Source organism: Streptomyces violaceoruber, from assembly GCF_033406955.1.
GTDB classification, from domain to species: domain Bacteria; phylum Actinomycetota; class Actinomycetes; order Streptomycetales; family Streptomycetaceae; genus Streptomyces; species Streptomyces violaceoruber.
On sequence record NZ_CP137734.1, the window covers coordinates 546,084 to 572,587 of the forward strand.

Annotated in this window: 29 protein-coding genes; 17 read left to right on the forward strand and 12 right to left on the reverse strand. The window is 73.7% G+C overall.

Annotated features, from left to right (window positions below; genetic code table 11):
* The first annotated feature begins 39 nt into the window (after positions 1 to 39).
* The 7 genes from R2E43_RS02660 (at position 40) to R2E43_RS02690 (ending at position 9,396) form a co-directional block, all read left to right on the forward strand.
* Positions 40 to 3,006, forward strand: a complete 2,967-nt coding sequence (locus R2E43_RS02660; RefSeq protein ID WP_093457607.1) for an ATP-binding protein — start codon at positions 40 to 42, stop codon at positions 3,004 to 3,006.
* A 91-nt stretch (positions 3,007 to 3,097) separates the two neighbouring features.
* On the forward strand, positions 3,098 to 4,402 hold the full coding sequence (locus R2E43_RS02665; protein WP_003971848.1) for a CAP domain-containing protein: 1,305 nt from the start codon (positions 3,098 to 3,100) through the stop codon (positions 4,400 to 4,402).
* Positions 4,403 to 4,413: 11 nt separating this feature from the next.
* On the forward strand, positions 4,414 to 5,091 hold the full coding sequence (locus tag R2E43_RS02670; RefSeq protein WP_003971849.1) for an AIM24 family protein: 678 nt from the start codon (positions 4,414 to 4,416) through the stop codon (positions 5,089 to 5,091).
* A 25-nt stretch (positions 5,092 to 5,116) separates the two neighbouring features.
* Entirely contained in the window at positions 5,117 to 6,076 is a 960-nt protein-coding gene (locus tag R2E43_RS02675; RefSeq protein WP_003971850.1) for a threonine/serine dehydratase, read from the forward strand.
* 141 nt (positions 6,077 to 6,217) lie between these two features.
* Positions 6,218 to 7,840 (forward strand): serine/threonine-protein kinase, encoded by a 1,623-nt coding sequence (locus tag R2E43_RS02680; RefSeq protein ID WP_191851001.1) that lies wholly within the window; start codon positions 6,218 to 6,220, stop codon positions 7,838 to 7,840.
* A gap of 56 nt (positions 7,841 to 7,896) precedes the next feature.
* The gene (locus tag R2E43_RS02685; RefSeq protein WP_003971853.1) at positions 7,897 to 8,874 is read left to right on the forward strand and encodes an LLM class F420-dependent oxidoreductase; all 978 of its coding nucleotides are present in this window, start codon (positions 7,897 to 7,899) and stop codon (positions 8,872 to 8,874) included.
* A 93-nt stretch (positions 8,875 to 8,967) separates the two neighbouring features.
* Positions 8,968 to 9,396: an SsgA family sporulation/cell division regulator gene (locus tag R2E43_RS02690; protein WP_332055865.1), complete on the forward strand. Its 429-nt coding sequence runs from the start codon at positions 8,968 to 8,970 to the stop codon at positions 9,394 to 9,396.
* 88 nt (positions 9,397 to 9,484) lie between these two features.
* On the opposite strand, the gene R2E43_RS02695 is transcribed toward R2E43_RS02690, so the two are convergent.
* Positions 9,485 to 9,910 (reverse strand): DUF6328 family protein, encoded by a 426-nt coding sequence (locus tag R2E43_RS02695; RefSeq protein ID WP_202494010.1) that lies wholly within the window; start codon positions 9,908 to 9,910, stop codon positions 9,485 to 9,487.
* Between the two features lie 232 nt (positions 9,911 to 10,142).
* Here R2E43_RS02695 and R2E43_RS02700 point away from each other — a divergent pair, with 232 nt between their 5' ends.
* The gene (locus R2E43_RS02700; RefSeq protein WP_003971856.1) at positions 10,143 to 10,496 is read left to right on the forward strand and encodes a hypothetical protein; all 354 of its coding nucleotides are present in this window, start codon (positions 10,143 to 10,145) and stop codon (positions 10,494 to 10,496) included.
* Positions 10,497 to 10,523: 27 nt separating this feature from the next.
* Here the strand turns inward: R2E43_RS02700 and R2E43_RS02705 are convergent, their stop codons facing one another.
* From R2E43_RS02705 to R2E43_RS02725, 5 genes are all read right to left on the reverse strand, one after another.
* Positions 10,524 to 11,507 (reverse strand): aldo/keto reductase, encoded by a 984-nt coding sequence (locus R2E43_RS02705; protein WP_003971857.1) that lies wholly within the window; start codon positions 11,505 to 11,507, stop codon positions 10,524 to 10,526.
* A gap of 12 nt (positions 11,508 to 11,519) precedes the next feature.
* Complete coding sequence (locus R2E43_RS02710; protein ID WP_408649108.1) at positions 11,520 to 12,779, reverse strand: FAD-dependent monooxygenase; 1,260 nt, start codon at positions 12,777 to 12,779, stop codon at positions 11,520 to 11,522.
* A gap of 108 nt (positions 12,780 to 12,887) precedes the next feature.
* A complete protein-coding gene (locus tag R2E43_RS02715; protein ID WP_121715748.1) occupies positions 12,888 to 13,595 on the reverse strand; it encodes a ribonuclease H family protein in 708 nt (235 codons plus the stop codon).
* A 31-nt stretch (positions 13,596 to 13,626) separates the two neighbouring features.
* The gene (locus R2E43_RS02720) at positions 13,627 to 14,424 is read right to left on the reverse strand and encodes a VOC family protein (RefSeq protein ID WP_319214971.1); all 798 of its coding nucleotides are present in this window, start codon (positions 14,422 to 14,424) and stop codon (positions 13,627 to 13,629) included.
* Between the two features lie 139 nt (positions 14,425 to 14,563).
* On the reverse strand, positions 14,564 to 15,046 hold the full coding sequence (locus R2E43_RS02725) for a VOC family protein (RefSeq protein WP_030866830.1): 483 nt from the start codon (positions 15,044 to 15,046) through the stop codon (positions 14,564 to 14,566).
* 218 nt (positions 15,047 to 15,264) lie between these two features.
* Between R2E43_RS02725 and R2E43_RS02730 the strand changes: the two genes are divergently transcribed.
* Both R2E43_RS02730 and R2E43_RS02735 read left to right on the forward strand, forming a co-directional pair.
* Positions 15,265 to 15,918, forward strand: coding sequence for an ATP-dependent Clp protease proteolytic subunit (locus R2E43_RS02730; protein WP_003971862.1), 654 nt, complete (start codon positions 15,265 to 15,267; stop codon positions 15,916 to 15,918).
* Between the two features lies 1 nt (position 15,919).
* Positions 15,920 to 16,522 carry a ClpP family protease gene (locus R2E43_RS02735; protein ID WP_003971863.1) on the forward strand — a complete coding sequence of 201 codons (603 nt, stop codon included), beginning with the start codon at positions 15,920 to 15,922 and terminating at the stop codon, positions 16,520 to 16,522.
* 51 nt (positions 16,523 to 16,573) lie between these two features.
* Here the strand turns inward: R2E43_RS02735 and R2E43_RS02740 are convergent, their stop codons facing one another.
* Complete coding sequence (locus R2E43_RS02740; RefSeq protein ID WP_038534195.1) at positions 16,574 to 17,020, reverse strand: helix-turn-helix domain-containing protein; 447 nt, start codon at positions 17,018 to 17,020, stop codon at positions 16,574 to 16,576.
* A 207-nt stretch (positions 17,021 to 17,227) separates the two neighbouring features.
* On the opposite strand from R2E43_RS02740, the gene R2E43_RS02745 reads away from it, so the two are divergent.
* Positions 17,228 to 18,115: an RNA polymerase sigma factor SigF gene (locus R2E43_RS02745; protein WP_003971865.1), complete on the forward strand. Its 888-nt coding sequence runs from the start codon at positions 17,228 to 17,230 to the stop codon at positions 18,113 to 18,115.
* Positions 18,116 to 18,139: 24 nt separating this feature from the next.
* Here the strand turns inward: R2E43_RS02745 and R2E43_RS02750 are convergent, their stop codons facing one another.
* Positions 18,140 to 18,595 carry an ATP-binding protein gene (locus R2E43_RS02750; protein ID WP_003971866.1) on the reverse strand — a complete coding sequence of 152 codons (456 nt, stop codon included), beginning with the start codon at positions 18,593 to 18,595 and terminating at the stop codon, positions 18,140 to 18,142.
* A gap of 169 nt (positions 18,596 to 18,764) precedes the next feature.
* On the opposite strand from R2E43_RS02750, the gene R2E43_RS02755 reads away from it, so the two are divergent.
* The 3 genes from R2E43_RS02755 (at position 18,765) to R2E43_RS02765 (ending at position 21,192) form a co-directional block, all read left to right on the forward strand.
* Entirely contained in the window at positions 18,765 to 19,349 is a 585-nt protein-coding gene (locus R2E43_RS02755; protein WP_003971867.1) for a PRC-barrel domain-containing protein, read from the forward strand.
* Positions 19,346 to 19,765: a PRC-barrel domain-containing protein gene (locus R2E43_RS02760; RefSeq protein WP_016328016.1), complete on the forward strand. Its 420-nt coding sequence runs from the start codon at positions 19,346 to 19,348 to the stop codon at positions 19,763 to 19,765. The genes R2E43_RS02755 and R2E43_RS02760 overlap by 4 nt, the downstream gene beginning before the upstream one ends.
* Before the next feature lie 224 nt (positions 19,766 to 19,989).
* On the forward strand, positions 19,990 to 21,192 hold the full coding sequence (locus tag R2E43_RS02765) for a streptophobe family protein (RefSeq protein WP_003971869.1): 1,203 nt from the start codon (positions 19,990 to 19,992) through the stop codon (positions 21,190 to 21,192).
* Positions 21,193 to 21,217: 25 nt separating this feature from the next.
* Here the strand turns inward: R2E43_RS02765 and R2E43_RS02770 are convergent, their stop codons facing one another.
* The gene (locus tag R2E43_RS02770) at positions 21,218 to 21,628 is read right to left on the reverse strand and encodes a hypothetical protein (RefSeq protein ID WP_003971870.1); all 411 of its coding nucleotides are present in this window, start codon (positions 21,626 to 21,628) and stop codon (positions 21,218 to 21,220) included.
* Positions 21,629 to 21,962: 334 nt separating this feature from the next.
* Here R2E43_RS02770 and R2E43_RS02775 point away from each other — a divergent pair, with 334 nt between their 5' ends.
* The gene (locus R2E43_RS02775) at positions 21,963 to 22,346 is read left to right on the forward strand and encodes a nuclear transport factor 2 family protein (RefSeq protein WP_011031557.1); all 384 of its coding nucleotides are present in this window, start codon (positions 21,963 to 21,965) and stop codon (positions 22,344 to 22,346) included.
* An 81-nt stretch (positions 22,347 to 22,427) separates the two neighbouring features.
* Here the strand turns inward: R2E43_RS02775 and mgrA are convergent, their stop codons facing one another.
* Positions 22,428 to 23,420, reverse strand: coding sequence for an L-glyceraldehyde 3-phosphate reductase (gene mgrA, locus R2E43_RS02780; protein WP_016328015.1), 993 nt, complete (start codon positions 23,418 to 23,420; stop codon positions 22,428 to 22,430).
* Between the two features lie 128 nt (positions 23,421 to 23,548).
* Here mgrA and R2E43_RS02785 point away from each other — a divergent pair, with 128 nt between their 5' ends.
* Together R2E43_RS02785 and R2E43_RS02790 are read left to right on the forward strand one after the other, a co-directional pair.
* Complete coding sequence (locus R2E43_RS02785; protein ID WP_003971873.1) at positions 23,549 to 24,433, forward strand: LysR family transcriptional regulator; 885 nt, start codon at positions 23,549 to 23,551, stop codon at positions 24,431 to 24,433.
* Positions 24,434 to 24,473: 40 nt separating this feature from the next.
* Entirely contained in the window at positions 24,474 to 24,989 is a 516-nt protein-coding gene (locus R2E43_RS02790; protein ID WP_003971874.1) for a mycothiol transferase, read from the forward strand.
* On the opposite strand, the gene R2E43_RS02795 is transcribed toward R2E43_RS02790, so the two are convergent.
* Together R2E43_RS02795 and R2E43_RS02800 are read right to left on the reverse strand one after the other, a co-directional pair.
* Positions 24,971 to 26,050 (reverse strand): adenosine deaminase, encoded by a 1,080-nt coding sequence (locus R2E43_RS02795; protein WP_003971875.1) that lies wholly within the window; start codon positions 26,048 to 26,050, stop codon positions 24,971 to 24,973. The genes R2E43_RS02790 and R2E43_RS02795 overlap by 19 nt on opposite strands.
* A 34-nt stretch (positions 26,051 to 26,084) precedes the next feature.
* Positions 26,085 to 26,480, reverse strand: a complete 396-nt coding sequence (locus tag R2E43_RS02800) for a VOC family protein (RefSeq protein WP_011031553.1) — start codon at positions 26,478 to 26,480, stop codon at positions 26,085 to 26,087.
* Positions 26,481 to 26,504: the final 24 nt, after the last annotated feature.

A 26,504-nucleotide genomic window follows, 5' to 3' on the forward strand; every position in this document is an offset into this window, starting at 1 on the left:
CTGAAACCGGGAAGCCCGCTGCCGGACCCGCGTGTCAGGATGGGCGGCGTGCCGCAGACCTCACTCACCAGCCCGCTCGTCGGCCGCGAGGACGAACTCGCGCGTCTCACCGGCGTACTGGAACGCGCCCGCGCCGGTGAGGCCCGCGCGGTCCTCGTCGCCGGGGACGCCGGGGTCGGCAAGACCCGGACGCTGCACGAGGCCGCCGGACGGGCCGCCGCGGCCGGGACGACCGTGCTCACCGGTCACTGCGTGGACCTGGGCGACGTGGGCCTGCCGTATCTGCCGTTCACCGAGATCCTCGGCGTGCTCGCCGCCGACGAGCGCTTCGCCGCCGTACTGGCCGGGCATCCCGTGGCCGACCGGCTGCTCGGCGGCGGGCCGGACGACGGGACCGACGCCGCGCCCTCGCGCCTCAGGCTCTTCGAGGGCGTGGCCGCCCTTCTGACCGAACTGGCGGACGTCGCACCGCTGCTGCTGGTCCTGGAGGACCTGCACTGGGCCGACCAGTCCTCCCGGGACCTGCTGAGGTTCCTGCTCGGCCGGGGGGTTCTCCAGCGTCCGGCGGGCGGGGCCCCGGGCCACCGGCTCGCGCTGTTCGCCTCGTACCGGGCGGACGACCTGCACCGCCGCCATCCGCTGCGCCCGCTGCTGGCCGAACTGGTGCGCCTGCCCGGCGTGGAGCGGCTGGAGCTGCGGCCGCTGCCGGACTCCGACGTGGCCCGGCTGGTGCGCTCGCTGCGGGAGCGGCGGCTGCCGGACAGCACCGTGCGCCGGATCGTGGAGCGGGCCGAGGGCAACGCCTTCTACGCCGAGGAACTGGTCGCCGCCACGGACGCGCCGGCCGGGGGCGTCCCGAGCGGGCTGGCCGACGTCCTGCTCATCCGGTTCGAGCAGCTGTCCGAGACCGCTCAGCAGGTGCTGCGCACCGCGGCCGTGGCGGGCCGCCGGGTGGGTCACGACCTGCTGCGGGACGCCGTCGGGCTGCCCGAGGAGGAGCTGGAGTCGGCGCTGCGCGAGGCGGTGGAGCGGCAGTTGCTGGTCTCCGGCGACGGGGGCGCCTACTCCTTCCGGCACGCCCTCGCCCGGGAGGCGGTCTACGCCGACCTGCTGCCCGGTGAACGGGCCCGGCTGCACGGCGCGTTCGCCCGGCTGCTCGCCGGTCCCGACCGCCGGTCCGACAGCGCGGCCGAGCGTGCGCACCACTACCGCGAGAGCCACGACCTGCCCGAGGCGCTCGCCGCCTCCCTGGAGGCCGCCGACCACGCCCAGCGGGTCGGCGCGCCCGCCGAGGAGCTGCGGCACGTCGAGGCGGCGCTCGACCTGTGGACGGCCGTCGACGCCGCCGCGCGCCCCGCCGGACCGGACGCGGTGACGCTGACGCTGCGCGCCTCCGCGGCCGCCGTGCACGCCGGTGAGCTGCACCGCGCGGTCTCCCTCACCCGCTCCGCGCTGGCCGGCCTCGGCCAGGACGCGGACCTGGAGCTGGCCGCCCGCGTCCGCTACACCCTGGCCGGCAATCTGCTGAGCGTCGACAACCTGGAGTCCGCGTACGCCTACAGCAGCGAGGCGCTGGGCCTGATCCCCGCCGAACCGCCCTCGTCGACCTGGGTGTGGGCGGCGGCCACGCATGTGACGGCAGCCCGTCAGGTCGGGGAGAACGAGACGGCGCTGCGGGTGGCACGCCGGGCGCTGCGGGCCGCCGAGGAGCTGGCGGTCACCGACGCCCGCGCCGATCTGCTGATCTCGCTGACGAGCCTGGAGGGCGGCAACCGCTCCACCCCCGAGGGCCGGGAGCGGCTCCTGGAGGCACGCGAGCTGGCGCGGCGGGCGGGCAACGCGCCCGTGGAGCTGCGGGCGCTGTTCAACCTCGCCATCGGCTGCTTCGAGTCCGGAGACCTGGAGGAGTGCCTGCCCTGGGCGTCCGAGGGACTGGACCGGGCCCGCCGCTCCGGGCTGCTGTCCTCGCCGTACCCGCGGGAGATGCGGTATCTGCGGCTGCTCGTGCAGTACACGCTGGGCCACTGGGACGAGGTGCTGCGCGAGTCCGCCGAGCACGCCGGGGAGCGCTCGGCCGTGGACGGTCACGCCCTCGGGCCGGGGCTGTACGTGGCACTGGCGCGCGGCGACTCGGGGGTGGCCGACCGGGCGCGGGCCCTGCTGAACGGGCCGTTCGACTGGATGGCGCGGATGGTCGCGGGCGTCGTGCTGACCGACGCGGCGGCGCTGCGCGGGGACGCGGAGGACGCCGTGCGGTGGATGCGCTCCAGCGTCGAGACGCTCACCGAGGCGGGCACCCGGCCCACCGTGACCCTGCGGCTTGCCACCCTCGCGCTGTCGGCCGTCGCCGACACCGTGACCGAGCTGCGCCGGGCCGGGGACGACGCCGGGGTGGCCCGCTGGTCGGACACGGCGGCCGAGCTGCTGGCCGACGCCCGCTGGTCCGCCGGGCACGGCTACGACGACATGCCGCAGGGCCCGGAGGGCCAGGCGTGGCTGGCGCGCGCGGAGGCCGAGTGGTCCCGGGTCGCCGGCGCCGCGCCGGACCCGGCGGCCTGGGAGAGGGCGGTGGCCGCGTTCACGTACGGCGACACCTACGAACGGGCGCGGTGCAGGCTGCGGCTGGCCGACGCCCTGCTGGCGGCCGACCGCCGCGAGGAGGCGGCCACCGAGGCGGGCGGCGTTCGCCGGGAGGCCGACCGGCTCGGCGCGACGGTGCTGCGCGAGCGGGTCGACGACCTGGTCCGCCGCGGCCGGCTCGCGGGCCCGGCCCGGGCCGGGGCGGGCGCCGCGGTGCTGACCGCCCGCGAGCAGGACGTCCTGCGGCTGCTCGCGCTGGGGCACAGCAACCGCCGGATCGGGGAGGAGCTGTTCATCAGCGCCAAGACGGCCAGCGTCCACGTGTCCAACATCCTCGCCAAGCTGAACGCGGCCAGCCGCACGGAGGCGGTCGCGGTCGCCCACCGGCAGGGCCTGGTCGCCCCGGAGCCGACGTCGTCGCACTGAGTCGGGCAAGGGGAACCCCGGCCGCCCGGCGGACGTTGACCCGGCACCGACATCCACGTCCGGAGCGCGCACCACGACACAGGACGGCACGATGAGCGACTTGGTCCCCGGGGGCAACGTCCCCCTGCCGGGCGGCCCCGTGAGCGTACGGGTGCCCGGCGGCTTCGACGTGTCGGCGCTCGTCACGGACGAGGGCGGCAAGGTCGGCGGCGACGCGGACTTCGTCTTCTACAACCAGCCGGAGGCACCCGGCGCGATGCTGCGGGACGACACGCTCACCGTCGATCCGGCGCGGCTGCGGCGGGGCGCCGCCCGCGTGACGGTGGCGGTCGGTCCGTCGGACCCCGGCACCCCGCTCGGCGCGCTCCCCTCCCCCACGGTCCTCGTCACCGACGCCCGCGGCCGGACCGTCGCCCGGTTCACCCCCGCGCGCCCCGGGCGGGAGACCGTGCTGCTGCTCGTGGAGTTCTACCGGCGCGGCGAGGGCTGGAAGGTGCGCGCCCTGGGTCAGGGGTACGCGGACGGACTCGCCGGTCTCGCCCGGGACTTCGGCGTGGAGGTGACCGACGACGCGCCGCCGGAGCCGGCCACGGCACCGGAACCACTCACGCCCGGCGCCGACCCCGACGGGTTCCTCGGCCTGGTCAACTCCGCCCGTGCCGCCGCTGGTTCACCCGCCGTACGGCCCGATCCCCGGCTCCGCTCGGCGGCCCGCGCGCACGCCGCCGCCATGGCCGCCGCGGGCACGCTGAGCATCGAGACCCGGGACGGCGTCTCGGTCCACCAGCGCGTCGTCTCGGCCGGGTTCGCGTACCTCACGGTCGGTGAGCACCTGGTGTCGGGCCCGCGCACGCCCGCCGAGTTCGTCGCGTACTGCCTGCGCGCCGAGCGCACCCGGCGCACCCTGCACGACACCGCCTTCACGCACGCCGGGTGGGCCTGCGTCACCGGCGGGCCCTCGGGCGACACGTACTGGACGGCGCTGTGGGCCGTGCCGCTCACACCGGACGGCCTGGCCCGCACGACGGCGGAGGTCGTCGGGCTCACCAACCGGGAGCGGGCCGGGGCCGGGCTGCCCGCCCTGGCCGTCGACGCCCGGCTGACCGCGGCGGCACAGGCGCACAGCGCGGACATGGTGACCCGCGACTTCTACTCGCACACCGACCCCGACGGCGGCAAGCCGTGGGACCGGGCGGCCGCCGCGGGCGCGGACCGGCGCTCGGTCGGTGAGAACATCGCCTGCGGCCAGCGCTCCCCCGCCGAGGTGGTGGAGGGCTGGATGAACAGCCCGGGACACCGCGCCAACATCCTCGAGGCCGGCTTCACCCACATCGGCGTCGGTCTGGCCGGCGGCGGCCGGGCGGGCACGTACTGGACGCAACTCCTCGGTGGCTGAAGGATGACCCCATGAAGGGTGACCTCTTTTCCAGCGAGCACATGGTGCAGCCCGCCACGGCGCCGGGCATGACCGTCGAGAACTCCAAGTGCATCCGTTACGCCGTGAACGGCGAGATGCTCGCCCGGCAGGGTGCGATGATCGCCTACCGGGGCAATCTCCAGTTCGAGCGCAAGGGCCAGGGTGTGGGCGGCATGCTCAAGCGCGCGGTCACCGGGGAGGGGCTGCCGCTGATGGCGGTGCGCGGACAGGGCGAGGCCTGGTTCGCGAACGAGGCCCAGAACTGTTTCGTCGTCGAGGTGGAGCCGGGTGACGAGTTCACCGTCAACGGCCGCAACGTCCTGTGCTTCGACGCGTCGTTGTCGTACCGCATCGCCACCGTCAAGGGCTCGGGCATCGCCGGGGGCGGACTGTTCAACAGCGTCTTCACCGGACAGGGCAGGCTGGGCCTGGTGTGCGAGGGCAATCCGCTGGTCATCCCGGTCTCGCAGCAGTACCCGGTCCACGTCGACACGGACGCGGTCGTCGGCTGGTCCGCGGGGCTCGCAACCTCCCTGCACCGTTCGCAGTCGATCGGCTCGATGCTGCGCGGCGGTTCCGGCGAGGCCGTGCAACTGGTGCTCCAGGGCGAGGGCTTCGTCGTGGTACGGCCGAGCGAGGCCACCCCGCAGAAGCCGCAGCAGCACTGAGCCCTCCCCCGGAAGGAAGACTGCCTTGATCGCGATCACGGAGATCGAAGCCGCCGCCGAGCGGATCGCCGGACATGTCGTACGCACGCCGACCGTGCCGAGCCCGGGCCTGTCCGCGCTGCTCGGCGTCCCGGTCACCGCGAAGCTGGAGCTGCTCCAGCGCACTGGTTCGTTCAAGGCGCGCGGGGCCACGGCGAAACTGCTGTCCCTGACCGAGGCCGAGCGGGCCGCGGGCGTCGTCGCGGTCAGCGGCGGCAACCACGGCATCGCGGTGGCGGTGATGGCCGCCGCCCTGGACGTGAAGGCCACGGTGGTCATGCCGCACACGGCGCCGGCCCGTTCCGTGGAGATCGCCGAGGAGGCGGGCGCGCTGGTGCGGCTCACCGACGGCATGGACAGTGCCTTCGCGCTGGTCACCCGGCTCCGGGAGGAGGGGCTGACCCTGGTCCACCCCTTCGACGACCCCGTGGTGGTCGCCGGGCAGGGCACCGTGGGACTGGAGTTCGCCGAGGACGCCTCCGACCTCACCGACGTGCTGGTCAGCATCGGGGGCGGGGGGCTCGTCGCGGGCGTGGCGGCGGCGCTGCGGGCACTGCGGCCCGGGGTACGGGTCTGGGGCGTGGAGACCGAGGGCGCCGAGGCCATGTCGCGGGCGCTCGCGGCGGGCGGGCCGCTCACGGTGCCCCTGTCGTCGGTCGTCACCACGCTCAGCGCGCCGTCCGTCTCCCGGCTGACGTACGACCATGTGGCGGAGCTGGTCACCGAGGTGCTCGTGGTGCCGGACCGGGAGGCGGTGCGGGGTTCGCTGGCGCTCGCCGAGCACGCCAAGGTGTGGACCGAGCCGGCCGCCGGCTGTCTGCTCCCGGCGGCCCGGCGAGTGGTGGAGCGGGTGGGGGACGAAGCCCGCATCGGGCTCGTGGTGTGCGGGGGCAACGCCACGGTGGGCGACATGGCGGTGTGGGCGGACCGTTTCGGCCTGCGCTGACGTCGGGCCGGGGCCTGCCCCGGACAGCCCCGGTTCTTGAAGAAGGGTCAGAAACGGGGCCGGGACGCGCGGCCGCTGAACGCACCCCGGTGCCCCCGACGTACCTCTGGTCGAGCGAAGAACCGGCGGTGCGAGCGAGGGATGGCCATGGGCAGGGACCACGTCTCCACACACGAGCTGGTCGCCGGACGCTACCGCCTGTTCGAGGTCGTCCAGCGCGAGACCAACCGGGTCTGCTGGTCCGGGGAGGACGCCACGACCGGCCGCCCGTGCCTGGTGACGCGGATCGAGCTGCCGGAGGGCCGGGCGGGCGAGGCCGCCCGCAGGGCCCCGGGCCGGGTGATCCGTACCGGCGAGACCATGGCGTCGCTGTGCCCCGGGCGGATCGCCCCGGTGCTGGACGCGGTGGTCGCGGACGGCATGCTGTGGACGGTCACCGAGTGGGTCGCCGGTGTGCCGCTCGGTGACCTCCTCGACCGTCGGGGCGCGTTCGGCTGGGCCCGGGCGGCGCGCGTCGGTCTGGAACTGCTCGCGGTGCTGGAGGCGGCGCACACCCACGGGGTGACGCACGGCGAGCTGAGCCCGGGGCAGGTGTTCGTGCGCGAGGAGGGGTCCGTCCTCGTCACCGGCTTCGGACTGGCCGGCGCCACCCTCGCCCCGCGGCTGACCGCCCCCGCGTACGCCTCGCCGGAGCAGGCCCGCGACGAGCGGATCGGGCCCGCGGCCGACCTGTGGACGCTGGGCGCGATCCTCTACACGATGGTCGAGGGCCGTCCGCCGTTCCGTGACCGTGGCCGGCCCGAGGCGACGCTGAAGGGGGTGGACCGGCTGCCGCTGCGCACCCCGGTGCGCGCCGGTCCGCTCGCCCAGGCCGTGACGGGACTGCTGCGCAAGAACTCCCGGGAGCGGCCGACCCGGCCGGTGGTGCGCGCGGCCCTCGCCCGGGCGCTGGCCGAGGACCCCGGCACCGCCGTGACCGAGGTGACCACCGGGCCCGGGGTGCGCGGCGGATACGCGGCCGCCCGGACGGCGGGCCGCGCCCGGTCGCGGCGGACCGTGGCCGCCGGGACCGCGCTGGCCGTCGTGACGGTCGCGGTCGCCGTCCTCGCGGTCCTCGCCGTCACCGACGGGCTGCCCGGCAGGGGCGGCGGCGCCGCCGCGGGCGCCCGGCAGCGCCCCTCGGCGTCCGCCGCCCCGCCCACCGGCTCCGCGCCCGCCGCAGCCTCCCCCGTCTCCCCCTCCTCCCCCGCCGGCCGGCCGAGCGCGAGCGCCTCGCCGTCGAAGCCGGGCGTCCGCGCTCCGGCCGGATTCCGCCGCTACGACGCGCCGGAGGGCTTCTCCGTCGCCCTTCCCGAGGGCTGGCGGCGCCTGGACACCGCGAGTGCGCCGGGTGGCGCGTACCGGGTGGTCTTCGGCGCGAGCGGCGACCGCCGGACGCTCGCCGTCACCTACAGCAGGCGTGCGGGCGCGGACCCGGTGGTGGTCTGGCGCGACGACGTCGAGCCGGGCCTCGCCCGCTCGGACGGCTACCGGCGGATCGGCGAGATCCGCGCGACCACCTACCGGGGGCGCGCGGCGGCCGACATGGAGTGGCTGGTCCGGGACGACGGCACCCGGCTCCGTACCTTCGGCCGCGGTTTCCTGCTCGGCGGCGGGCGCAGCTTCTCGCTGCGCTGGACGACGCCGGCCGGCGACTGGGACGACAGCGCCAACGAGCGGGCGCTCGCCGCGTTCCTCGGCACCTTCCGGGACGGCGCGGCCTGACCCCTTCCGCCCGTTTACACCTGTTTTCCCTCGAGCCGGGCGGGGACCCGGCCGTCATGGCACACATCGGGTACACGATGATGACCGAGCAGGCCGGCCCGCGGGAACTCGTCGGCCATCTGGTGCGGGCCGAGGAGGTGGGTTTCGACTTCTCGGTGACCTCGGACCACTACTTCCCCTGGCTGCGTGCGCAGGGCCACTCGTCCTACGCCTGGAGCGTGCTGGGCGCCGCGGCGCAGGCGACCTCGCGCATCCCGCTGATGACGTACGTGACCTGTCCGACGTTCCGCTACCACCCGGCGGTGGTGGCGCAGAAGGCGGCGACGCTGCAACTGCTGTCGCAGGGCCGGTTCCGGCTGGGTCTCGGCTCGGGCGAGAACCTCAACGAACACGTGGTGGGCGGCGGCTGGCCGTCCGTCGACGTGCGGCACGAGATGCTCCGGGAGGCCGTGGAGATCATCCGCGCGCTGTTCGGTGGCGGGCATGTGAACCGTCGCGGCACCCACTTCGACGTGGAGTCGGCCCGGCTGTGGGACCTGCCCGAGAGCGCGCCCCCCATCGGCATCGCCGTCTCCGGCGAGCGTTCCTGCGAGCTGGCGGGCGAGTTCGCCGACCTGGTGATCGCCACCGAGCCGAAGCCGGAACTGCTGGAGGCCTTCGACCGGCACGGCGGCGGGGGCAAGCCCCGAGTGGGCCAGCTTCCCGTCTCCTACGACCCCGACCGGGACACGGCGATCAAGCGGGCCCACGCCCAGTTCCGCTGGTTCGGCAGCGGCTGGAAGGTCAACTCCGAACTGCCGCACCCGGACGCCTTCGAGGCGGCCACCCAGTTCGTGACGCCGGACGACGTCGCCGAGTCCATCCCCTGCGGCGACGACCCGGACGCCTTCGTGGCGGCCGTACGCCCCTACGTCGACGCCGGGTTCACCGAGGTCGCCCTGGTGCAGATCGGCGGTGAGTCGCAACCCGCCTTCCTGGACTGGTCGGAGAAGACCTTGCTGCCCGCCCTGCGGGAGGCGTTCGGGCGCGACTGAAACCCGGGGACGGGCGAATCACCCGGACGACTGAGCATCTTGCCGGTGGGCGGGGTACTAGAGGGCTCTACGTCCGTCCTGCTGGAGGCCCCCGTGAACACCGTCGTGCACAAGACCCTGGTCGTGCAGCTCCAGGCGGGCGGCACCGCCGACCGGTTCCCGGTGCTCGCGCACCTCGCGTACAACGCGGCGGACCCCTTCGCCCTCACGGTGGTCTTCAGCCACGACGGCCGGGTGCTCGCCCGCTGGACGCTGGACCGGGAGATGGTCGCCGAGGGGCTCACCCGGCCGGTGGGCGTGGGCGACGTGCGGCTGCGGCCGGAGTCGCGCGGCATGTGGGACGAGCTGCGCATCGAGCTGCTGGGCGACGGCCGGGCCGACGGGGAGCGCCACCGCGCGGTGGTGTTCGTGTGGGCCGCGGCCGTCGAGGCCTTCCTGCGCGAGACCCACGCGGTGGTCCGGCCGGGGCGGGAAGAGGTACGCGTCGACGACTTCCTCGCCGAACTGACCGCCGAGGGCTGAACCGCCCGGGCCGGCCGGGCCCCGGGTCGGCCGGGCCCCGCGCCCAGTGGGCGGGGGCTCGGACACCCTGCCCTGGGGTCCGGGCGCCTCAGCGTGCCGTGTGACGGTGCCGGGTCCACAGCGGGATCCCGAACCAGCACAGCAGGTACCAGAGCACCACGCCGGTGACGAGGTAGGGCACGAAGCCGTCGTGGGTCGCGACCCGCAGGATCAGCAGGAGCGAGCAGGCCGTCGTGGCGAGCAGCAGCACGAGACCGAGCACGGTCAGCCGGGACGCCCACCGCACCGCCTGGGGTTTCACCCGGCGTCCGGAGACGAGCCGGTGCAGGGACACCGGGCCGATCAGGGCGCCGGTCGTCACGGCGCCGAGGACCACCGTGATCAGGTAGATCATCTGATCGGTGTCCGAGAGGGTGTCGTACTTCGGCTGGAAGACGACCGTGAGCAGGAAGCCGAAAAGGATCTGCACGCCCATCTGCGCGACGCGGACCTCCTGGATCAGCTCGGTCCACATCCGGTCGGCCCGCTCCTCCTCGGTCTCGTTGCGGCCCCTGCGCCGGCCCGAGCCCTCAGCCGCTTCCGCGTCCCTCACGTCGTCCTCCCGGTGACCGTCGCCTGCGTCCTCTTCCCTGTTCCCGGGATCCCCCCACTCAGGCGCCGGGCCGGGGCGGTGACGCCCGGTTTGGGTGATCGGGGGGCGGTTACACGGGCCGGGAACGACCCAGGCGCGGCAAGGAAGGCTAAGGATGTCCGACACTCGGCTCACCGTGACACTCGACGGCGGCGGCATCGACGACGCGCGGGCGATCGTCCGCGCACTGGAGGGCGTCTTCGGCGCTCCCGACGGCCGGCCCGCGGACGAGGGGGCGACGGTGCACACCGCGACCTTCGACGCCGCGGACGCCCGGCACACCCCGGACGCGTCCTCGGCGCCCGCGCCGGGCGGCGCGCTGTCCGCACCGGTGACGGTCACCGTCCAGGGCACGCCGCAGGCCGTGGAGGCGGCGAGCGAGACGCTGTCCCGCGCCTTCACCGCCCGGAACGAGGGAGCGGCCTCGGGCGACCAGGAGCGGGAGCGGCAGTTGCTCCTGGTGCCGTGAGGCCGGGACCGCTCACCCGTCGTCCGCCTACCAGCGGCCCTCGACCTGGTCCTTGACGCGCCGGTCGTATAGGTCGCGGATCGCGGCCAGGGTGTCCTCGGACAGCTCCGGCAGCCGGGCGGCGTCCGTGTTGGCGCGGGCCTGCTCGGGCGAACGGGCGCCCGGGATCACGCTCGTCACGCCGGGCTGCTGGACGATCCAGCGCAGCGCCAGCTGGGCCGGGGTGTACCCCTCGGGCGCGAGCGCCGCGAACTCGGCGGCGGCCTCCACCCCGGTGGCGAAGTCGACGCCGGAGAAGGTCTCGCCCTGGTCGAAGGCCTCGCCGTGCCGGTTGAAGGTGCGGTGGTCGTTGGCCGCGAAGACGGTGTCCTTGGTGTACTTGCCGGTCAGCAGGCCGGACGCCAGCGGCACCCGGGCGATGATGCCGACGCCGGCCTCGCGGGCGGCGGGCAGGACCTCGCGCAGGGGCTTCATGCGGAACGGGTTGAGGATGATCTGGACGCTGGCCACGTTCGGCCGGGCGATCGCGGTGAGCGCCTCCTCGCACGTCTCGACGCTCACGCCGTACGCGGCGACGCGCTCCTCCTCGACGAGGGTGTCCAGGGCGTCGAACACCTCGTCGCTGGAGTAGACGGGCGTCGGCGGGCAGTGCAGCTGCACCAGGTCGAGGCGGTCGACGCCGAGGTTGCGGCGGGAACGGTCGTTCCACTCCCGGAAGTTGTCCAGGACGTAGTTCTGCGGGATCTGGTCGACCCGGCGGCCCATCTTGGTGGCGACCAGGACGTGCAGGTCGGGCCTGCTCGCCAGGAAGGTCGCGATGGTCTGCTCGCTGCGGCCGTCGCCGTAGACGTCGGCCGTGTCGAAGAAGGTCACCCCCGACTCGGCCGCCGCCTCCAGCACCGCGAGGGCTTCGTTGTCGTCGACGTCTCCCCAGTCGGCGCCCAGTTGCCAGGTGCCGAGGCCGATGACCGACGCGTGCTGATCCGACCTGCCGAAAGTGCGCTCGTCCATGGCGTCAGTCTGTCATCCGCGGTGCGCGGGCACCGCGTCGGGACGCCCGGAGCGGGCCCGTCCGTCGCCGGCGGCGAGTCTGCGCGCCTGGACGGTGCGCGCGATCACGGGCCCCAGCCGGCGCTTGACCCGGCGCAGGGTCTCCAGCCGGCCGGCCGCCCGGTCGATCCGGTAGTACAGCCGGGGCGGCAGGTGCGGCAGCAGCGGCGAGTGGCGCTGGCCGAGCAGGGCGAACATCTGTTCCGGCGGCAGGTGGATGTAGCGGGGCAGGTTCTCGTACCACTGGGCGCTGAGCCGGGCCGCGCTCTGCACCGGCAGCAGGGCCGCCCGGCGTTCGCGTTCGTAGTGGGCGAGGGCGTCCGGGAGGGTGTCCCGCTCACGCAGGGCGGTGGCCAGGGCCATGGCGTCCTCCAGGGCGAGCGTGGTGCCGGCGCCGATGGAGTAGTGCGTGGTGTGGGCGGCGTCGCCGAGCAGGACGAGGTTGTCCCGCGACCAGGTGCGGTTGGTGAGGGTGCGGAACACGGGCCAGGCGGCACTGGCCCGGCCGGAGGAGCGCGCGCTGAGCGGGTGCCCGTCCAGGACGTCGGCGAAGAGCTTCTCCAGCAGGACCAGTGCCTCGGCCTCGTCGGCGCGGTCCAGGCCGAGGCCGGTCCAGGTCCCGGGCGCGCACTCGACGACGCAGGTGCTGCCCTCGGGGCCGAAGCCGTAGCCGTACGCCCAGATCCAGCCGTGGTCGGTCTCGACGAAGGCGAAGGTGAAGGCGTCGAAGACCTTGGTGGTGCCGAGCCACACGTAGTGGTCGCGGCCGCCGGTGATCTCGGTGCCGAAGTGGTCGGCGTGGTGGGTGCGCAGGGCGCTGCCCGCCCCGTCGGCCGCCACCACGAGGTCGGCGGCGGGCGGGTTCGCGCCGGTGACCGGGTGCTCGAACTCCAGGCGCACGCCCAGTTCGCGGGCGCGGGCGGCGAGGATCGCGAGGAGCCGGTGACGGCCGATGCCGAAGCCCTCGTCGCCGTGGTGCCGGGTGGCCAGGCCGCCGACGTGGGCGACACCGTCCCGCCAGCGCACGGAGTGCTCCTCGACGGCGCGCGCGGAGCCGGGGTCACGCTCGCGGAGCCGGTCGAGCAGTCCGCGCCAGTAGGTGACGCCCCAGCCGTAGGTGGAGCCCTCCGGATCGCGTTCGTACACGGTGACGTCGTGGGCCGGGTCCTGCCGCTTCAGCAGGATCGACAGATACAGTCCGGCGGGCCCACCGCCGACGCAGGCGACCTTCACACACACCCCTGGTATGCACTCATCACGGTCATTACGGTCATTCGGGACCGCAGAGTAACAAGGCGGGGGGCGCAGACGGGGGCTACACGGCCGTGGGGGTCGTCGGGGTCATCCGGCGGCCACCGTGCGGCACTCCGGGTGGCCCCAGCCCTGGTCGTTCTTGGCGATGGGCTCGCCGGCCGCGTACGGGCGGCCGCACAGGCAGCGTCCGGGGAACTTCGCCTTGATGGTGCGGGCCGAGGAGCCGCCGCCGCCCTTTCGTGCCGCACCGGACGACCCCCGGCGCGGTGCCCTGCGGGCCGCCGGGACGTCCGGCGCGGGCGGTGGCTCGGGCGAGCCGAGGGCGCTGCCCGCGGCTTCCTGGACGACGGCCGCCTGGCTGGCGGCACGGTCGGCGAAGTCGTTGAGCCGGTCGCCGTCCACCTGGTGGGCGGGTACGTAGCGGAACTCGACGGAGCGGCCGTCGAGCAGCTCGTCGATGCGCACGACCAGCTCCTGGTTGGCGACCGGCTTGCCGGCGGCCGTCTTCCAGCCGTTGCGCTTCCAGCCGGGCAGCCAGGTGGTGACGGCCTTCATGGCGTACTGCGAGTCCATCCGGACCTCGAGCGGCACGTCGGGGTCGGTCGACGCCAGCAGGCGCTCCAGCGCCGTCAGTTCGGCGATGTTGTTGGTGGCCTTGCCCAGCGGGCCGGCCTCCCAGCGGACCGGGTTCTCCGACGCGTCGGCGACCACCCAGGCCCAGCCGGCCGGACCCGGGTTTCCCTTCGAAGCCCCGTCGCACGCGGCCACTGCACGTTCACGCATGCGCTCGATCATGCCATGGCCCGGCGGGGTGTCCGGACAGGGCTCAGGAGACGTCCGTGACCTCGGGCATCTCCCCCTCGGTGGTCGTGATGTCGATCACCGAGAAGCTCGCGCCCTGCGGGTCGCTCAGCGCCGCGAACCGGCCGAAGGGGGTCGTGACCGGGCCGAACCGCAGGATGCCGCCCCGCTCGGTGGCGCGGGCCACGGCCGCGTCGCAGTCGCCGACGGTGAAGTAGACGTTGATGTGGGGCGGGACCTCGGGCGGGAAGTCCTCCGTCATGGCCATGCGGCCCAGGACGGGGTCGTCGCCGAGGTCGAAGAGGCGGAAGTCCACCTGGTCGTCCTGCATCTGCCGGGCCCGGTAGGAGAAGACCGCGGGGAAGAAGGCGTCCGACTTCGCGGGCTCGCGGGTGAAGACCTCGGCCCAGCAGTACGCGCCGGGGACGGCCGTCGCCTCGAAGCCCTCGTGCTCGTCGCCCTGCCAGACTCCGAAGACCACCCCGCTCGGGTCGCGGGCCAGACACATGGTGCCGAAGTCGCCGACCTTCATCGGCTCCAGCAGCAGCTCGCCGCCGGCCTCGCGGATCCGCCCCGCGGTCGCCGCCGCGTCCGGGGAGGCGAAGTAGAGGCACCACTGGGACTGGTCCTCGTGACCGGGCGGGGGCGGGACCACGGCGGCCACCGCCTTGCCGTCCGCGTAGCACTGGGTGTAGTTGCCGAACTCCGTCGACGACTCGCCGAAGGTCCAGCCGAGGACGTCGCCGTAGAAGCTCTTGGCTCCCTCGACGTCGGTGAACATCGCGTCGGCCCAGCAAGGGGCCCCTTGGGGTTGCACGGCCATGACTGCCGCCTCCTGTACGGACAAGTGGTTCGGACTGCGGGGGGGGAACGGGATGACCCGGGCCCGGTCCGGTCCGGTCCGGTCCGGTCCGGTTCCTCACGCCGGCCGTCACGTCCCCGCCCTGCGCGCCGGCGGCGCGTCACTCCCCGGCGTACGCCTGCTCCAGTGCGGCGATGTCGAGCTTGCGCATCGACATCATGGCCTTGTTGGCCCGCGCCACCCTGGCGGGGTCGGGGTCGCGGAACATCTCCTCGAGCCGGCGCGGGACGACCTGCCAGGACACGCCGAACCGGTCCTTGAGCCAGCCGCAGGGCCCGTCCTCGCCGCCGCCCTCGGTGAGCCTGGTCCAGTAGTGGTCGACCTCGTCCTGGTCCTCGCAGGTGATCTGGAAGGAGATCGCCTCGTTGAACGTGAACTGCGGGCCGCCGTTGAGGCCCACGAACTTCTGGCCGTTGGCGGTGAACTCGACGGTGAGCACCGAGCCGGCGGGCTGCGGAGCTCCCTCGGGGTAGCGGGTGACGGCGCCGATGCCGGAGTTCTTGAAGACGGAGACGTAGAAGTGGGCGGCGTCCTCGGCGTCGCCGTCGAACCACAGGCAGGTGGTGAATCCGTCGGTGCTCATGAGTACCTCCAGGGAGCGGAACACGGTCACCACTGTCGACCGGCGCGGACCGCGGAACTCATCGCTCTGCCGGTGGCGAATCTGCCGCGGGCAGAGAAGTCCCCTGTCCGGGCCCCGGCGGGCCGAGAGTGGAAAAACCGCGGCGCCGTTCGGCCGCACACCCCGCACCACCTCCGCACGACCGGCCACGACCGGCCACGACTCGACAAGGAGCGCCGATGTCTCCATTCACCGCCGGCCCCGCCCCGGCCCGAACGCCCAGGGCCGAGGAGGGCGACACCCCCGCGACCCGGTTCGACGACCGGCTCGCCGAGCAGCTACTCGACCAGCGGATCGTGCTCCTCGGCACGCAGGTCGACGAGGTCTCCGCGAACCGGGTCTGCGCGCAGCTGCTGATCCTGTCCGCACAGGACCCGCGCACCGACATCAGCCTGTACGTCAACAGCCCCGGCGGCTCCGTGCACGCGGGGCTCGCCATCTACGACACCATGCGGCTGATCCCCAACGACGTCTCGACGCTCGCCATGGGCTTCGCCGCCAGCATGGGGCAGTTCCTGCTGAGCGTCGGCACCGCGGGCAAGCGCTACGCGCTGCCGAACGCGCGGATCATGATGCACCAGCCCTCGGCGGGCATCGGCGGCACCACCGCCGACATCGAGATCCAGGCGGACAACCTGGATTTCACCAAGCGGACCATCGAGCGGATCACCGCCGAGCACACCGGTCAGAGCCCCGAGACCATCTCCCGGGACGGCGACCGCGACCGCTGGTTCACGGCCGAGGAGGCCAGGGAGTACGGAATGGTGGACCAGGTCGTGCAGTCCCTCGCGGACGTGCGCCCGGCCGCCACCAGGCGACGGATGGGACTGTGACATGGGGAGCTACACGATTCCGAACGTCGTCGAGCGGACCCCGCAGGGCGAACGGTCCTACGACGTGTTCAGCCGGCTGCTGTCCGAGCGGATCATCTTCCTGGGGACCGAGATCGACGACGGCGTGGCCAACGTCGTGATCGCACAGCTCCTGCACCTGGAGTCGTCGGCCCCCGAGAGCGAGATCGCCGTCTACATCAACTCTCCCGGCGGCTCGTTCACGTCGCTGATGGCGATCTACGACACGATGACCTTCGTGCAGGCGCCGATCTCGACGTTCTGTGTCGGGCAGGCGGCGTCCACGGCGGCCGTGCTGCTGGCGGGCGGGGACCCCGGGCGGCGGTTCGTGCTCGAACACGCGCGGGTCCTGCTGGGGCAGCCGGCCAGCGGCGGCCGCCAGGGCACGGTGTCCGACCTGGCACTCCAGGCCAAGGAGATGGTGCGCATCCGCTCCCAGGTGGAGGAGGTGCTGGCCCGCCACACGCACCACGACGTCGCGACGCTGCGCGCGGACATGGACCGCGACAAGGTGTTCACCGCCCAGGAGGCGGTGGCCTACGGGCTGGCCGACGAGGTGCTCGCGCGGCGCCTGACGAGGGTCTGAGCTGCCAGGCCGGCGTCCCCGCGGTGCGGGGGCGCCGGCCCGTACGCGTCCTCAGGCGGCCAGGCACATCCCGTCGAACCGCGCGCCGGACGCCCCGCGGCCCGCCCCCGGGCCGGTGTGCCGGATCAGCTCGCCCTGCGCGCGGGCGAGCAGGTCGCCCAGGCCCAGTCCGAGGGCGCCCGCGGCGGCGGCCAGTACTTCGGAGGACGCCTCCTTGCGGCCGCGCTCCACCTCCGAGAGGTAGGGCATGGAGATCCGGGCGGCCTCGGCGACCTCCTTCAGCGTGCGCTCCTGCTCCAGGCGTTCACGCCGCAGGACGTCTCCGACCAGGTCGCGCCACAGGGGCTCTCGCGCGGCGGGCGGCCTTCGCTCCGGGGGAACCGGTGAGGCGGCGGGCCGCGCCCCCGGGCGCGTGGCCTGCGGGCGCGCGGCCTGCGGACGCGTGGCCTGCGGGCGCAGCGGAATGACGCGGGCTTCGTTCGGCACGTGGCTGGTCACCTCCTCAGCCTAGGGTTTCGGCCGCGTCCCGTAAGGGTGCGGCGTTCCGCCCTCAGGAGAATCCGCGGCGCTCGCCGAAGCGGCCCGGATGCCGCGGACCGTCGGCGGGACTAGGCTGCTCGGAAATGGGAGGCATGAGCCGCCGCGACCCGGGTACCCGCAAGCGCGAAAAACCTAGGGAGAGCCGTGACTTTCGTGGGAGAGGCAATGCAGACCGCCGTGGTCCGTCCGCAAGCGCAGGTTGCCGGGAAGACCGCCGGGAGCGGAACGGGCGAGGGATCAGCGCGGGACGTCGTGGACCCCCGCAGCGTGGCACCGCGCGACGCGCGCCAGTTGTCCCGCCAGTTCTTCCGGCGTCTGACGGAACTCGAGGAGGGCACGGCCGAGTACCAGTTCGCGCGCAACACGCTGATCGAGATGAACATGTCGCTCGTGCGGTTCGCCGCGGGCCGATTCCGCGGTCGCGGCAACGACATGGAGGACATCGTCCAGACCGGCATGATCGGCCTGATCAAGGCCATCGACCGCTTCGAGTTGTCGCGCGAGGTCGAGTTCACGTCCTTCGCGCTGCCCTACATCGTCGGCGAGATCAAGCGCTTCTTCCGGGACACCACCTGGGCGGTGCACGTCCCGCGCCGGCTCCAGGAGCTGCGCGTGGAGCTGGCCAGGGCCCGCGAGGAGCTCTCCACCCGCCTGGACCGCGAGCCCACGGTCGCCGAACTCGCCACGCTGATGAACATCGGCGAGGACCAGGTGATCGAGGGCCAGATCGCGTCGAACGGCTACAACTCCTCCTCGCTGGACGCCGCGCTGACCGGTGACGGACCCGAGAACGGCGAGTCGGTGCTGGCCGACTTCATCGGTGTGGAGGAGGACGGGCTGCGGCTCGTCGAGGACTTCCATTCGCTGGCCCCGCTGATGGCCGAGCTGAGCGAGCGGGACCGGCAGATCATCCACCTGCGGTTCGTGGAGGAGGCCACCCAGGCGGAGATCGGCGAACGGCTCGGCTGCTCGCAGATGCACGTGTCCCGGCTGATCAAGCGGATCATCACCCGGCTGCGCGAGGGCATGCTGGGCGAACTCGGCTGCGCCTGAGCCCCTGCCGCGCGGTGGTGCCCGTCAGCCTTCGGTGAGGGGCACCACCGCGCGTACCCGTTTGCCGACCGGCACGCGTTCGACGACGACCGTCTCCACCAGGGCGTGCACGATCTCCAGGCCGTGCTGCCCGATGCGTTCGGGGTCGCGGGGGAAGCGCTCCGGCACCGCGCCGCTGCTGTCGTACACGGTCACCGCCACCGAGGCGCCCGTGCCCTCCAGCTCCAGGATGTACGGCCCCCTGCTGTGCCGGTCCGCGTTGGTGACCAGCTCGCTCACCACGAGGAGCACCGCCCCGTCGGCGCGGGGGCCGATCGTGGCGCACCACTCGGTCCTCAGCTGGTCGAGGAAGAGCGAGGCGAAGGAACGTGCCTGCGCTATGCATCCCGGCTCACCGGAGTAGTGTGCCGCCCGCCTCAGCGGTTCAACGGGTACGTCGAAACCAGTCGGTATCACTGCCCCGTCCAGGTACTCGGTCATGCGTTTCTCTCTCGGAAGCCGGACTGGCCGGACGCTGCTGCACCTGTCCTCGTACCCCGAGTCGCGCGTCGCAGTCCACGTCTCTTCGCAGTGCGGGCATCGTCACAGTGGTCCGGGGAACCCGTGGTGTCGAGAAGGGTGTGCGATCTGGACGGGGGAAGGGTGTGCGATGGACGAACTGATGGCCGCGCGAAGCCTCACCACCCGGCCGGTGGTCACCCTCGGCGGCGATGCGGTCGCCCACGTCAAGGACACCGTATGCGATGCCGCCGCGGAGCGGATCACCGGTTTCACCCTGACGGGACGGGGCCTGCTGTCCGGCCCGCTCAAGGAGGGCCTGCCGTGGTCGGCCGTGTACGCGCTGGGCCATGACGCGGTGATGATCCGGGACCGGCGGGGCCTGGTGAACGCGGCGGCGATGACGGCGCACCAGCAGAACCTCCGGGCCCGGTTGCGGGGGGCGAGGGTGCTGACCGAGGCGGGGACGGAGATCGGCACGGTGCTCGACGTCGTGGTGGAGGGCGGCACCGGCGGCCGGGTGGTCGGCTTCCGGGTGGCGGCGAGCCGGCGGTTCGTGCCGGGTCCCACCCGGCACCGGCGCCGGGTGTACGTGCCGCGCGGCCGGACGCTCGCCTTCAGCGGCCGGGCCCTGGTGCTTCCCGACGGCGCGGTCCGGCACGTCGCCGACGACCTGCCCGGCTTCGCCGCCCTGGTCGGCGGTGTGCCCGGCCCGTGGCAGGAGTCGCTGCCGTGATGCTCTTCACGGAGGTGTGCGGGCTGCCGGTGATACCGCAGGAGGGCACCGCGCCGCTCGGCACCGTCACGTCCCTGGACGTCGACGTCGTCTCCGGCACCGTCAGCCATGTCCGGTGGCGCGGCGGCCGGTTCCGGAGGGAGACCGCGCTGCCCTGGGACGCCGTGCACACCGTCGGACCGGGCGCGGTGCGGGTACGGTCCGCCGCCCTCGAACCGGTGCCGCCCCACCACGACCACGAGCTGCTGGGCCGCCGGATCCTCACCGAGACGGGAACCGAGCGGGGCACGGTGCTGGACGTCGCGTTCGACACCCTGAGCGCCCGCCTCCTCGCGCTCTTCACCACCCGCGGCGAGCTGCCGCCCGGCCGTCTGCTGGGTCTCGGCGACTACGCCCTGGTCGTGCGGGCGGTCTGAACCCCGGCCGGTCCGTGGCCGGGGCCGGGGCCGAAGCCGCCGTCCGACGCGTACGGCTCTGTCGGCGGGCGTGCCCGGCGGGGGCTGCTTAGCGTGGCAGCGTGAGTCCGCGAACCCCCGCAGTACCTCCCCTGCCCCCCGGGCCTCCTCCCGGATCTCCCGGGCCTTCCGGGTCTCCCGGCCGGGCGGTCGCCCGGCACGGCTGGGCGCAGGCCCTGGGTACGGTGCTGGCCGGGCTGGTCGGCATGGGGGGCGTGGCGGCGCTCGGGCTGTGGGCCGCCGGTGCCGCGGACCTGCCCGACCGCGCCTTCCCCCGGGTCGTCGTGGCGACGTTCGTCACCTCCGTGGGCGGTGCGGTGGAGATGTCCGGCGACGCGGGTGAGCTGGCGGCCACCGACGCGGGTCTGACCGTGATGCCGCTGTCCGTCACCCTGACCGGCGCGCTGGTGATCGCCCGGGGCTTCCTGCGGCCGCTGCGCCACCGGGCCGTCGTCGGCGCGCGGGAACTGGCCGGCTGGGCGGGGCGGATCGCCGTCCTGTGGCTGCTCGCCCTCCTCGGGGCGGGGTTCGCGGCGCGGCAGACGTTCGAGGTCTCCCTCGGTGAGGGTCTGCTGAGCGACCTCGGCGACCTGTTCGGCGTGCGCCCGACCGTCGGTTTCACCACGGACCTGCCGCTGACCGTCCTCTTCGGACTGCTGTGGCTGGCGGGGGTGCTCGTCCTCGCCCTGCTGGTCTCGCACCGGGCGCCGCTGCCCGGGCGGCTGCCGGGGCTGCGGACGTCGGTGCGGCCGGCCGCATACGCGATGGTCGCGCTGCTGCTGGCGTACGTGGTCGTGGGCGTCGTCGTCGCGCTGGTCGTGGCCGCGACGCGGGACCGTCCGGCGGACACCTTCGCCGTGCTGCTGCTCGGGCTGCCGAACCTGGCCTGGCCCGCGCTCACGATCGGCCTCGGGGCCACCTGGAACGGGCGGGTGGAGGGGCCGTTCGGGCTCCCGATGCCCCGGGTGCTCGACGAGGTGCTGCGCACGCCGGACGTCTCGACCGTGAACGTGGGCACGCTCGCCGAGCGCGACGGGCGGATGTGGTGGCTCCTGGTCGCCGCGGCCGTCCTGGTCCTGTCGGCCGGTTTCCTCATGGCGTCCCGCTCTTCGGCCCGGCTCCCCGCCTGGCTGCACGCCGTGCGCCTGGCCGTCGCCCTGGCGCTCACTGTCCTCATGATCGGCATGGTCGGCCGGGTCTCCGCCCACTACGGGCTGTCGGTGCTCGGCATCGGCGACCTGGGCGGCGGGCTGGCCGGGCAGGTGTTCCTGCGGCCGCGTCTGTGGGGTGCGGTGGGTCTCGCGCTGCTGTGGGGGCTGGTCGCCGGGTTCCTGGGCGCGTTGCTCGCCCGGTGGGCGGGCGGGCGGTCCCGTCGGGTCCGGCACTGACGGGTGCCGGCCGGGGGGCCGGGGTTCAGGCGACGGGGACGACCAGGGGCGGCGCGGCCCGCTGCATCCGCAGCGCGTCCACGGACTCGGCCATCAGTTCGTACTCGGTGGTCTCGTCACTGGTCGCGAGGCGTACCAGATTCCCCGCGGCGAGTTCGTCGGCGACCAGCTCCTGCTGTACGTCGTCGGCGCACCAGGCGCGCAGCCTGAGCGGCACGTCGGGCGCGTCGTCGGCGACGGGAGTCAGGGCGCCGCGCGGTAAGTGGGGGGTGTCGGGCTGCGGATCCAGCCGCTCGGCGATCCACATCGCCCGGTCGCGCAGCCACCACAGGGCCAGCGCGAGGGTGGGGGCCCGGTAGGTGCCCAGGGGGACGCCGATGCGCCGACCGTCACAGACACCGTAGGCGGTGACATGGCACAGGAACTCGTCGTGCACTGCTACCCTCCCCCGTCACTCAGCCCGCCTGCCGGTCCGGCATGACGTCCGTGCGGCTCGTGTGCTGTGCGTGAGGGCGCTGTCGCATGGTGTGAAAGGCCCTAGTGGTGAGTATGTTCACTACTGAACCACTGTCACCATGAATTTCCGGCCAGTCTCCTGGCATATTCGCGGCGCCGGTTGGCCGAAATGCCGCGCCGCCTCCGCGCCGCCTGCCATGACCCCGGGGGTAATCGACGGTGGCGGCGGGCGCGGGCAGGGTGGTCGTACCGGGTCACCGGGACCGGGACCCGGCTCCTGACCAGCACGCCCACCTCATTGGAGGCTGATCGCCATGTCCGCACCCACCCGCCGTTACGAGGACGCCGTCGCCCGCTACTTCGAGGCCTGGAACGCGGGTCCGGACGCGGTGGCCAAGGCGGTCGCCGCGGCCTGGACGGAGGACGGCGGCTACACCGACCCCCTGGCCGACGTGCGCGGCCACGAGCGGATCGCCGCCGTGATCGTGGCGGCGCACGAGCAGTTCCCCGGTTTCTCCTTCCGGCTGGCGGGCCCGGTCGACGGGCACCACGACACGGCGCGCTTCTCCTGGGAGCTGGTGAGCGACGCCGAGGAGGGCCTGGCGCCGGTGGCCGGGTTCGACGTGATCACCCTGGACGGCGAGGACCGCATCCGGTCGGTGTTCGGCTTCCTGGACCGGGTGCCCGCCGGGGCGTGAGCACCGGACGACGCGAAGACGGCGGTTCCGGAGGCGCCGTACGCCTCCGGAACCGCCGTGCGCGTCGCGTCCGGTCGCCGCCTAGCCCTGGACGATCTTGTCGATACGGGCCAGTTCGTCCGCGTCGAAATCCAGGTTCCCGATGGCCGCGACGCTGTCCTCCAGCTGCCGCGGGCTGCTCGCGCCGACCAGGGCCGAGGTCACCCTGCCCTGCCGCAGCACCCAGGCGAGGGCGAGCTGGGCCAGTGACTGGCCGCGGGACCCGGCGATCTCGTTCAGGCCGCGCAGCTTGCCGACCAGTTCCTCGGTGACCGCGTCGGAGTTCAGGAAGGGGCTGTCGCTCGCGGCCCGCGAGTCCTCCGGGATGCCGTTGAGGTAGCGGCCGGTCAGCAGGCCCTGCTCCAGCGGGGAGTAGGCGATGGAGCCGACTTCCAGTTCGTCGAGGGCGTCCAGCAGTCCGCCGGTCTCGGGGCGGCGGTCGAGCATGGAGTAGCGCGGCTGGTGGATCAGCAACGGCGTGCCCAGCTCGGCGAGGATGCGGGCGGCCTCGCGGGTCTGCTCCGGCGAGTAGTTGGAGACGCCGACGTAGAGCGCCTTGCCCTGCTGCACCGCCGTGTGCAGGGCGCCCATCGTCTCCTCCAGCGGAGTCTTCGGGTCGGGGCGGTGCGAGTAGAAGACGTCGACGTACTCCAGGCCCATCCGTGACAGGCTCTGGTCCAGGGACGACAGCAAGGACTTGCGCGAGCCCCACTCGCCGTACGGTCCGGGCCACATCAGATAGCCGGCCTTGGTGGAGATCACCAGCTCGTCGCGGTACGGCGCGAAGTCGGCCTTGAGGGCCTCGCCGAGCGCGGACTCGGCGGAGCCGGGGGGCGGACCGTAGTTGTTGGCGAGGTCGAAGTGGGTGACGCCCAGGTCGAAGGCGCGGCGCAGGATGGCGCGCTGGTTCTCGACGGGGCGGTCCGGGCCGAAGTTGTGCCACAGGCCGAGCGAGAGCGCGGGGAGCTTCAGGCCGCTGCGTCCGGTGCGCCGGTAGGGCATCTCCGCGTAGCGGTCGGGGTGTGCGGTGTACAACGCGACTCCAGAGGGGTTGGCCCCCGAGGTACGGGGCTTGGGTGGAACCGTCCTCCACTCTCGCGTGACCTGCGTGCAGTGGTCCAACAGAAGAATCCGATGGGATTGCGCGGTTAGGCTTCTGAGTCATGGAACTGCGTCATCTCCAGCATTTCGTGGCGGTCGCCGAGGACCAGCACTTCACCCGCGCGGCGGAACGGCTGCTGGTGTCCCAGTCCGGGCTGTCGGCGTCGATCCGGGCGCTGGAGCGGGAGCTGCGGGCGCCGCTGTTCGTGCGTACCACCCGCCGGGTGACGCTGACGGAGGCCGGGCGGGCGCTGCTGGAGGAGGCCCGGCGGATCCTCGCCCAGGTGCGCTCGGCGCACGAGGCGGTCGCCGCGGTGCAGGGGGTGCTGCGCGGGACGCTGTCGCTGGGCGCCGAGCAGTGCATCGCCGGGGTGCCGGTGGCCCGGCTGCTGGCCGCGTTCCGGCGCGGCCACCCGGACGTGGAGATCCGGCTGCGGCAGGCGGGCTCCGGGGAGCTGGCCGAGGAGGTCGCCGCGGGGCGGCTCGACCTGGCCTTCGCGTACCGCACCCAGGCGGACACGGACCAGTTGCGCTCGGTGTCACTGGCGGGCGAGCCGATGACGGTGCTGTGCCACCCGGACCACCGGCTGGCGGCGGACGGCGCGGTGCTCACCCCGCACGACCTGGCCGACGAGGTGTTCGTCGACTTCCACCCCGACTGGGGTCCGCGCCGCGTGACCGACGCCGTCTTCGCCGCGGCGGGCGTGCGGCGGACCGTGCCGCTGGAGGTGAACGACGTGCACGGGCTGCTCGACCTGATCGACGAGAACCTCGGCATCGCGGTCGTGCCGCGGCACTTCCGCCACAAGCGGGCCGCCCTCACCTCGCTGCCGCTCAAGGACGCCGACGGCACGGAGTACGAGACCATCGCGCTGCTCCCGTCCGCGCGGGCGACCAGCCCGGCGGCGCGGGCGCTGATGGGGTTGCTGGAGACGGGAAGCGCGTGAACGGGGGGCGCGGGCGGGCGGACTGCGCGATGGTGGACGCATGCATGCGAAGGACATCCTCATCGAGGGCTACGGCCGCATCCAGGAAGAAGTCCACGCCGCCGTCGAGGGCCTGGACCCCGACGGCCTGAACGCCCGCCCCGCCGCCGGCGCCAACTCCGTCGCCTGGCTGGTCTGGCACCTCACCCGCGTCCAGGACGACCACGTCGCCGACGCCTTCGGGCTCGACCAGGTGTGGCTCACCGGCGAGTGGGAGAAACGCTTCGGCCTGGGCCTGCCCCGCCGCGACACCGGGTACGGCCACAGCCCAGCCGAGGTCGCGAAGGTGCGGGTCGACTCGGGCGAGCTGCTGACCGGCTACTACGACGCCGTGCACGAGCAGACGCTCACGGCCCTGCGTTCCCTGACCGCGAAGGACCTGGAGCGGGTCGTCGACGACAACTGGGATCCGCCGGTCACGCTCGCCGTGCGGCTGGTCAGCGTCCTGTCCGACGATCTCCAGCACGTCGGACAGGCCGCCTATGTGCGCGGGCTCGTTCAGAGCGCGGAGGCGTAGGCCGGCAGGACCACGTCCTCGATGAGGGCGGTGCGCTCGTCGAAGGGGACGAAGGCGCTCTTCAGGGCGTTCACCGTGACCGTGCGCAGGTCCTCGACGCTCCAGCCCGCCTGCTCGACCAGCAGGGACATCTCGCGGGTCATCGTCGTGCCGGACACGAGGCGGTTGTCGGTGTTGAGGGTGACGCGGAAGCCGAGGTCCTTGAGCGCGGTGATCGGGTGCTCGGCGATCGAGGTCGCGGCACCGGTCTGGAGGTTGGAGGTCGGGCACATCTCCAGGGCGATGCGCCGGTCGCGCACCCAGGCGGCGAGCCGGCCGAGCTTGCCCGCCGCGAGGTCCGGGATGTCGTCGGTGATGCGCACGCCGTGGCCAATGCGCTGGGCGCCGCACACCTGGAGGGCCTGGTGGATGCTGGGCAGCCCGTGCGCCTCCCCGGCGTGGATGGTGAAGGGCACGTTCTCGCGACGCAGGTGCTCGAAGGCGTCGAGGTGGTCGGCGGGCGGGAAGCCGTCCTCGGCCCCGGCGATGTCGAAGCCGACGACCCCTGCGTCCCGGAAGGCGACGGCGAGGTCGGCGGCCTCGCGGACCCGGTCGAACATCCGCATGCCGCAGAGCAGGGTGCCGACCCGGACCGGCGTCCCGGCGGCGGCCGCCTTGGCCATGCCGGCGGCGAGACCCTCCTGGACGGTCTCCACGACCTCCCTCATCGACAGTCCGCCCCTGGTGTTCAGCTCGGGGGCGTAGCGGACCTCGCCGTAGACGACGCCGTCGGCGGCGAGGTCCAGGACGTACTCCTCGGCGGTGCGCAGCAGCCCCTCGCGGTTCTGCATCACGGCGAGGGTGTGCTCGAAGGTGGCGATGTAGCGCACCAGGTCACCGGAGTTGGCGGCCTCGTAGTACCAGGCGGCCAGCTCGTCGGGGTCGGTGGTGGGCAGGGTGTGGCCGACGCTCCGCGCCAGCTCGACGACGGTGGCGGGACGCAGGCCGCCGTCGAGGTGGTCGTGCAGGACCGCCTTGGGGAGGCGGCGGAGGGTCTCGGTGTCTATGCGCGTAGATGACATGTGCGGAGGTTCCTCGACGGTTCTGAGGGGACGATCAGGGGGCGACGGGCTGGAGCAGGTCCCAGCGATTGCCGTACAGGTCCTGGAAGACGGCGACCGAGCCGTAGGGCTCGTGCCGGGGCTCCTCCAGGAAGGTCACGCCCGCCGCGGTCATGCGGGCGTGGTCGCGGGCGAAGTCGTCGGTGTGCAGGAAGAATCCGACGCGCCCGCCCGTCTGGTCGCCGACCCGGGCCCGCTGGGCCTCACCCTTGGCGCGGGCCAGCAGCAGAGCGGTGCCCGCGTCCGGGCCGCCGGGCTCGACGACGACCCAGCGGGAGCCGTCGGGCCGGGGCGTGTCCTCGGCGAGGCGGAAGCCGAGGGCCTCGGTGTAGAAGCGGATCGCCTCGTCGTAGTCGTCGACGACGAGGGCGACCAGGGCGATGCGTGTCATCGGCACCTTCCGGGACGGGCGATT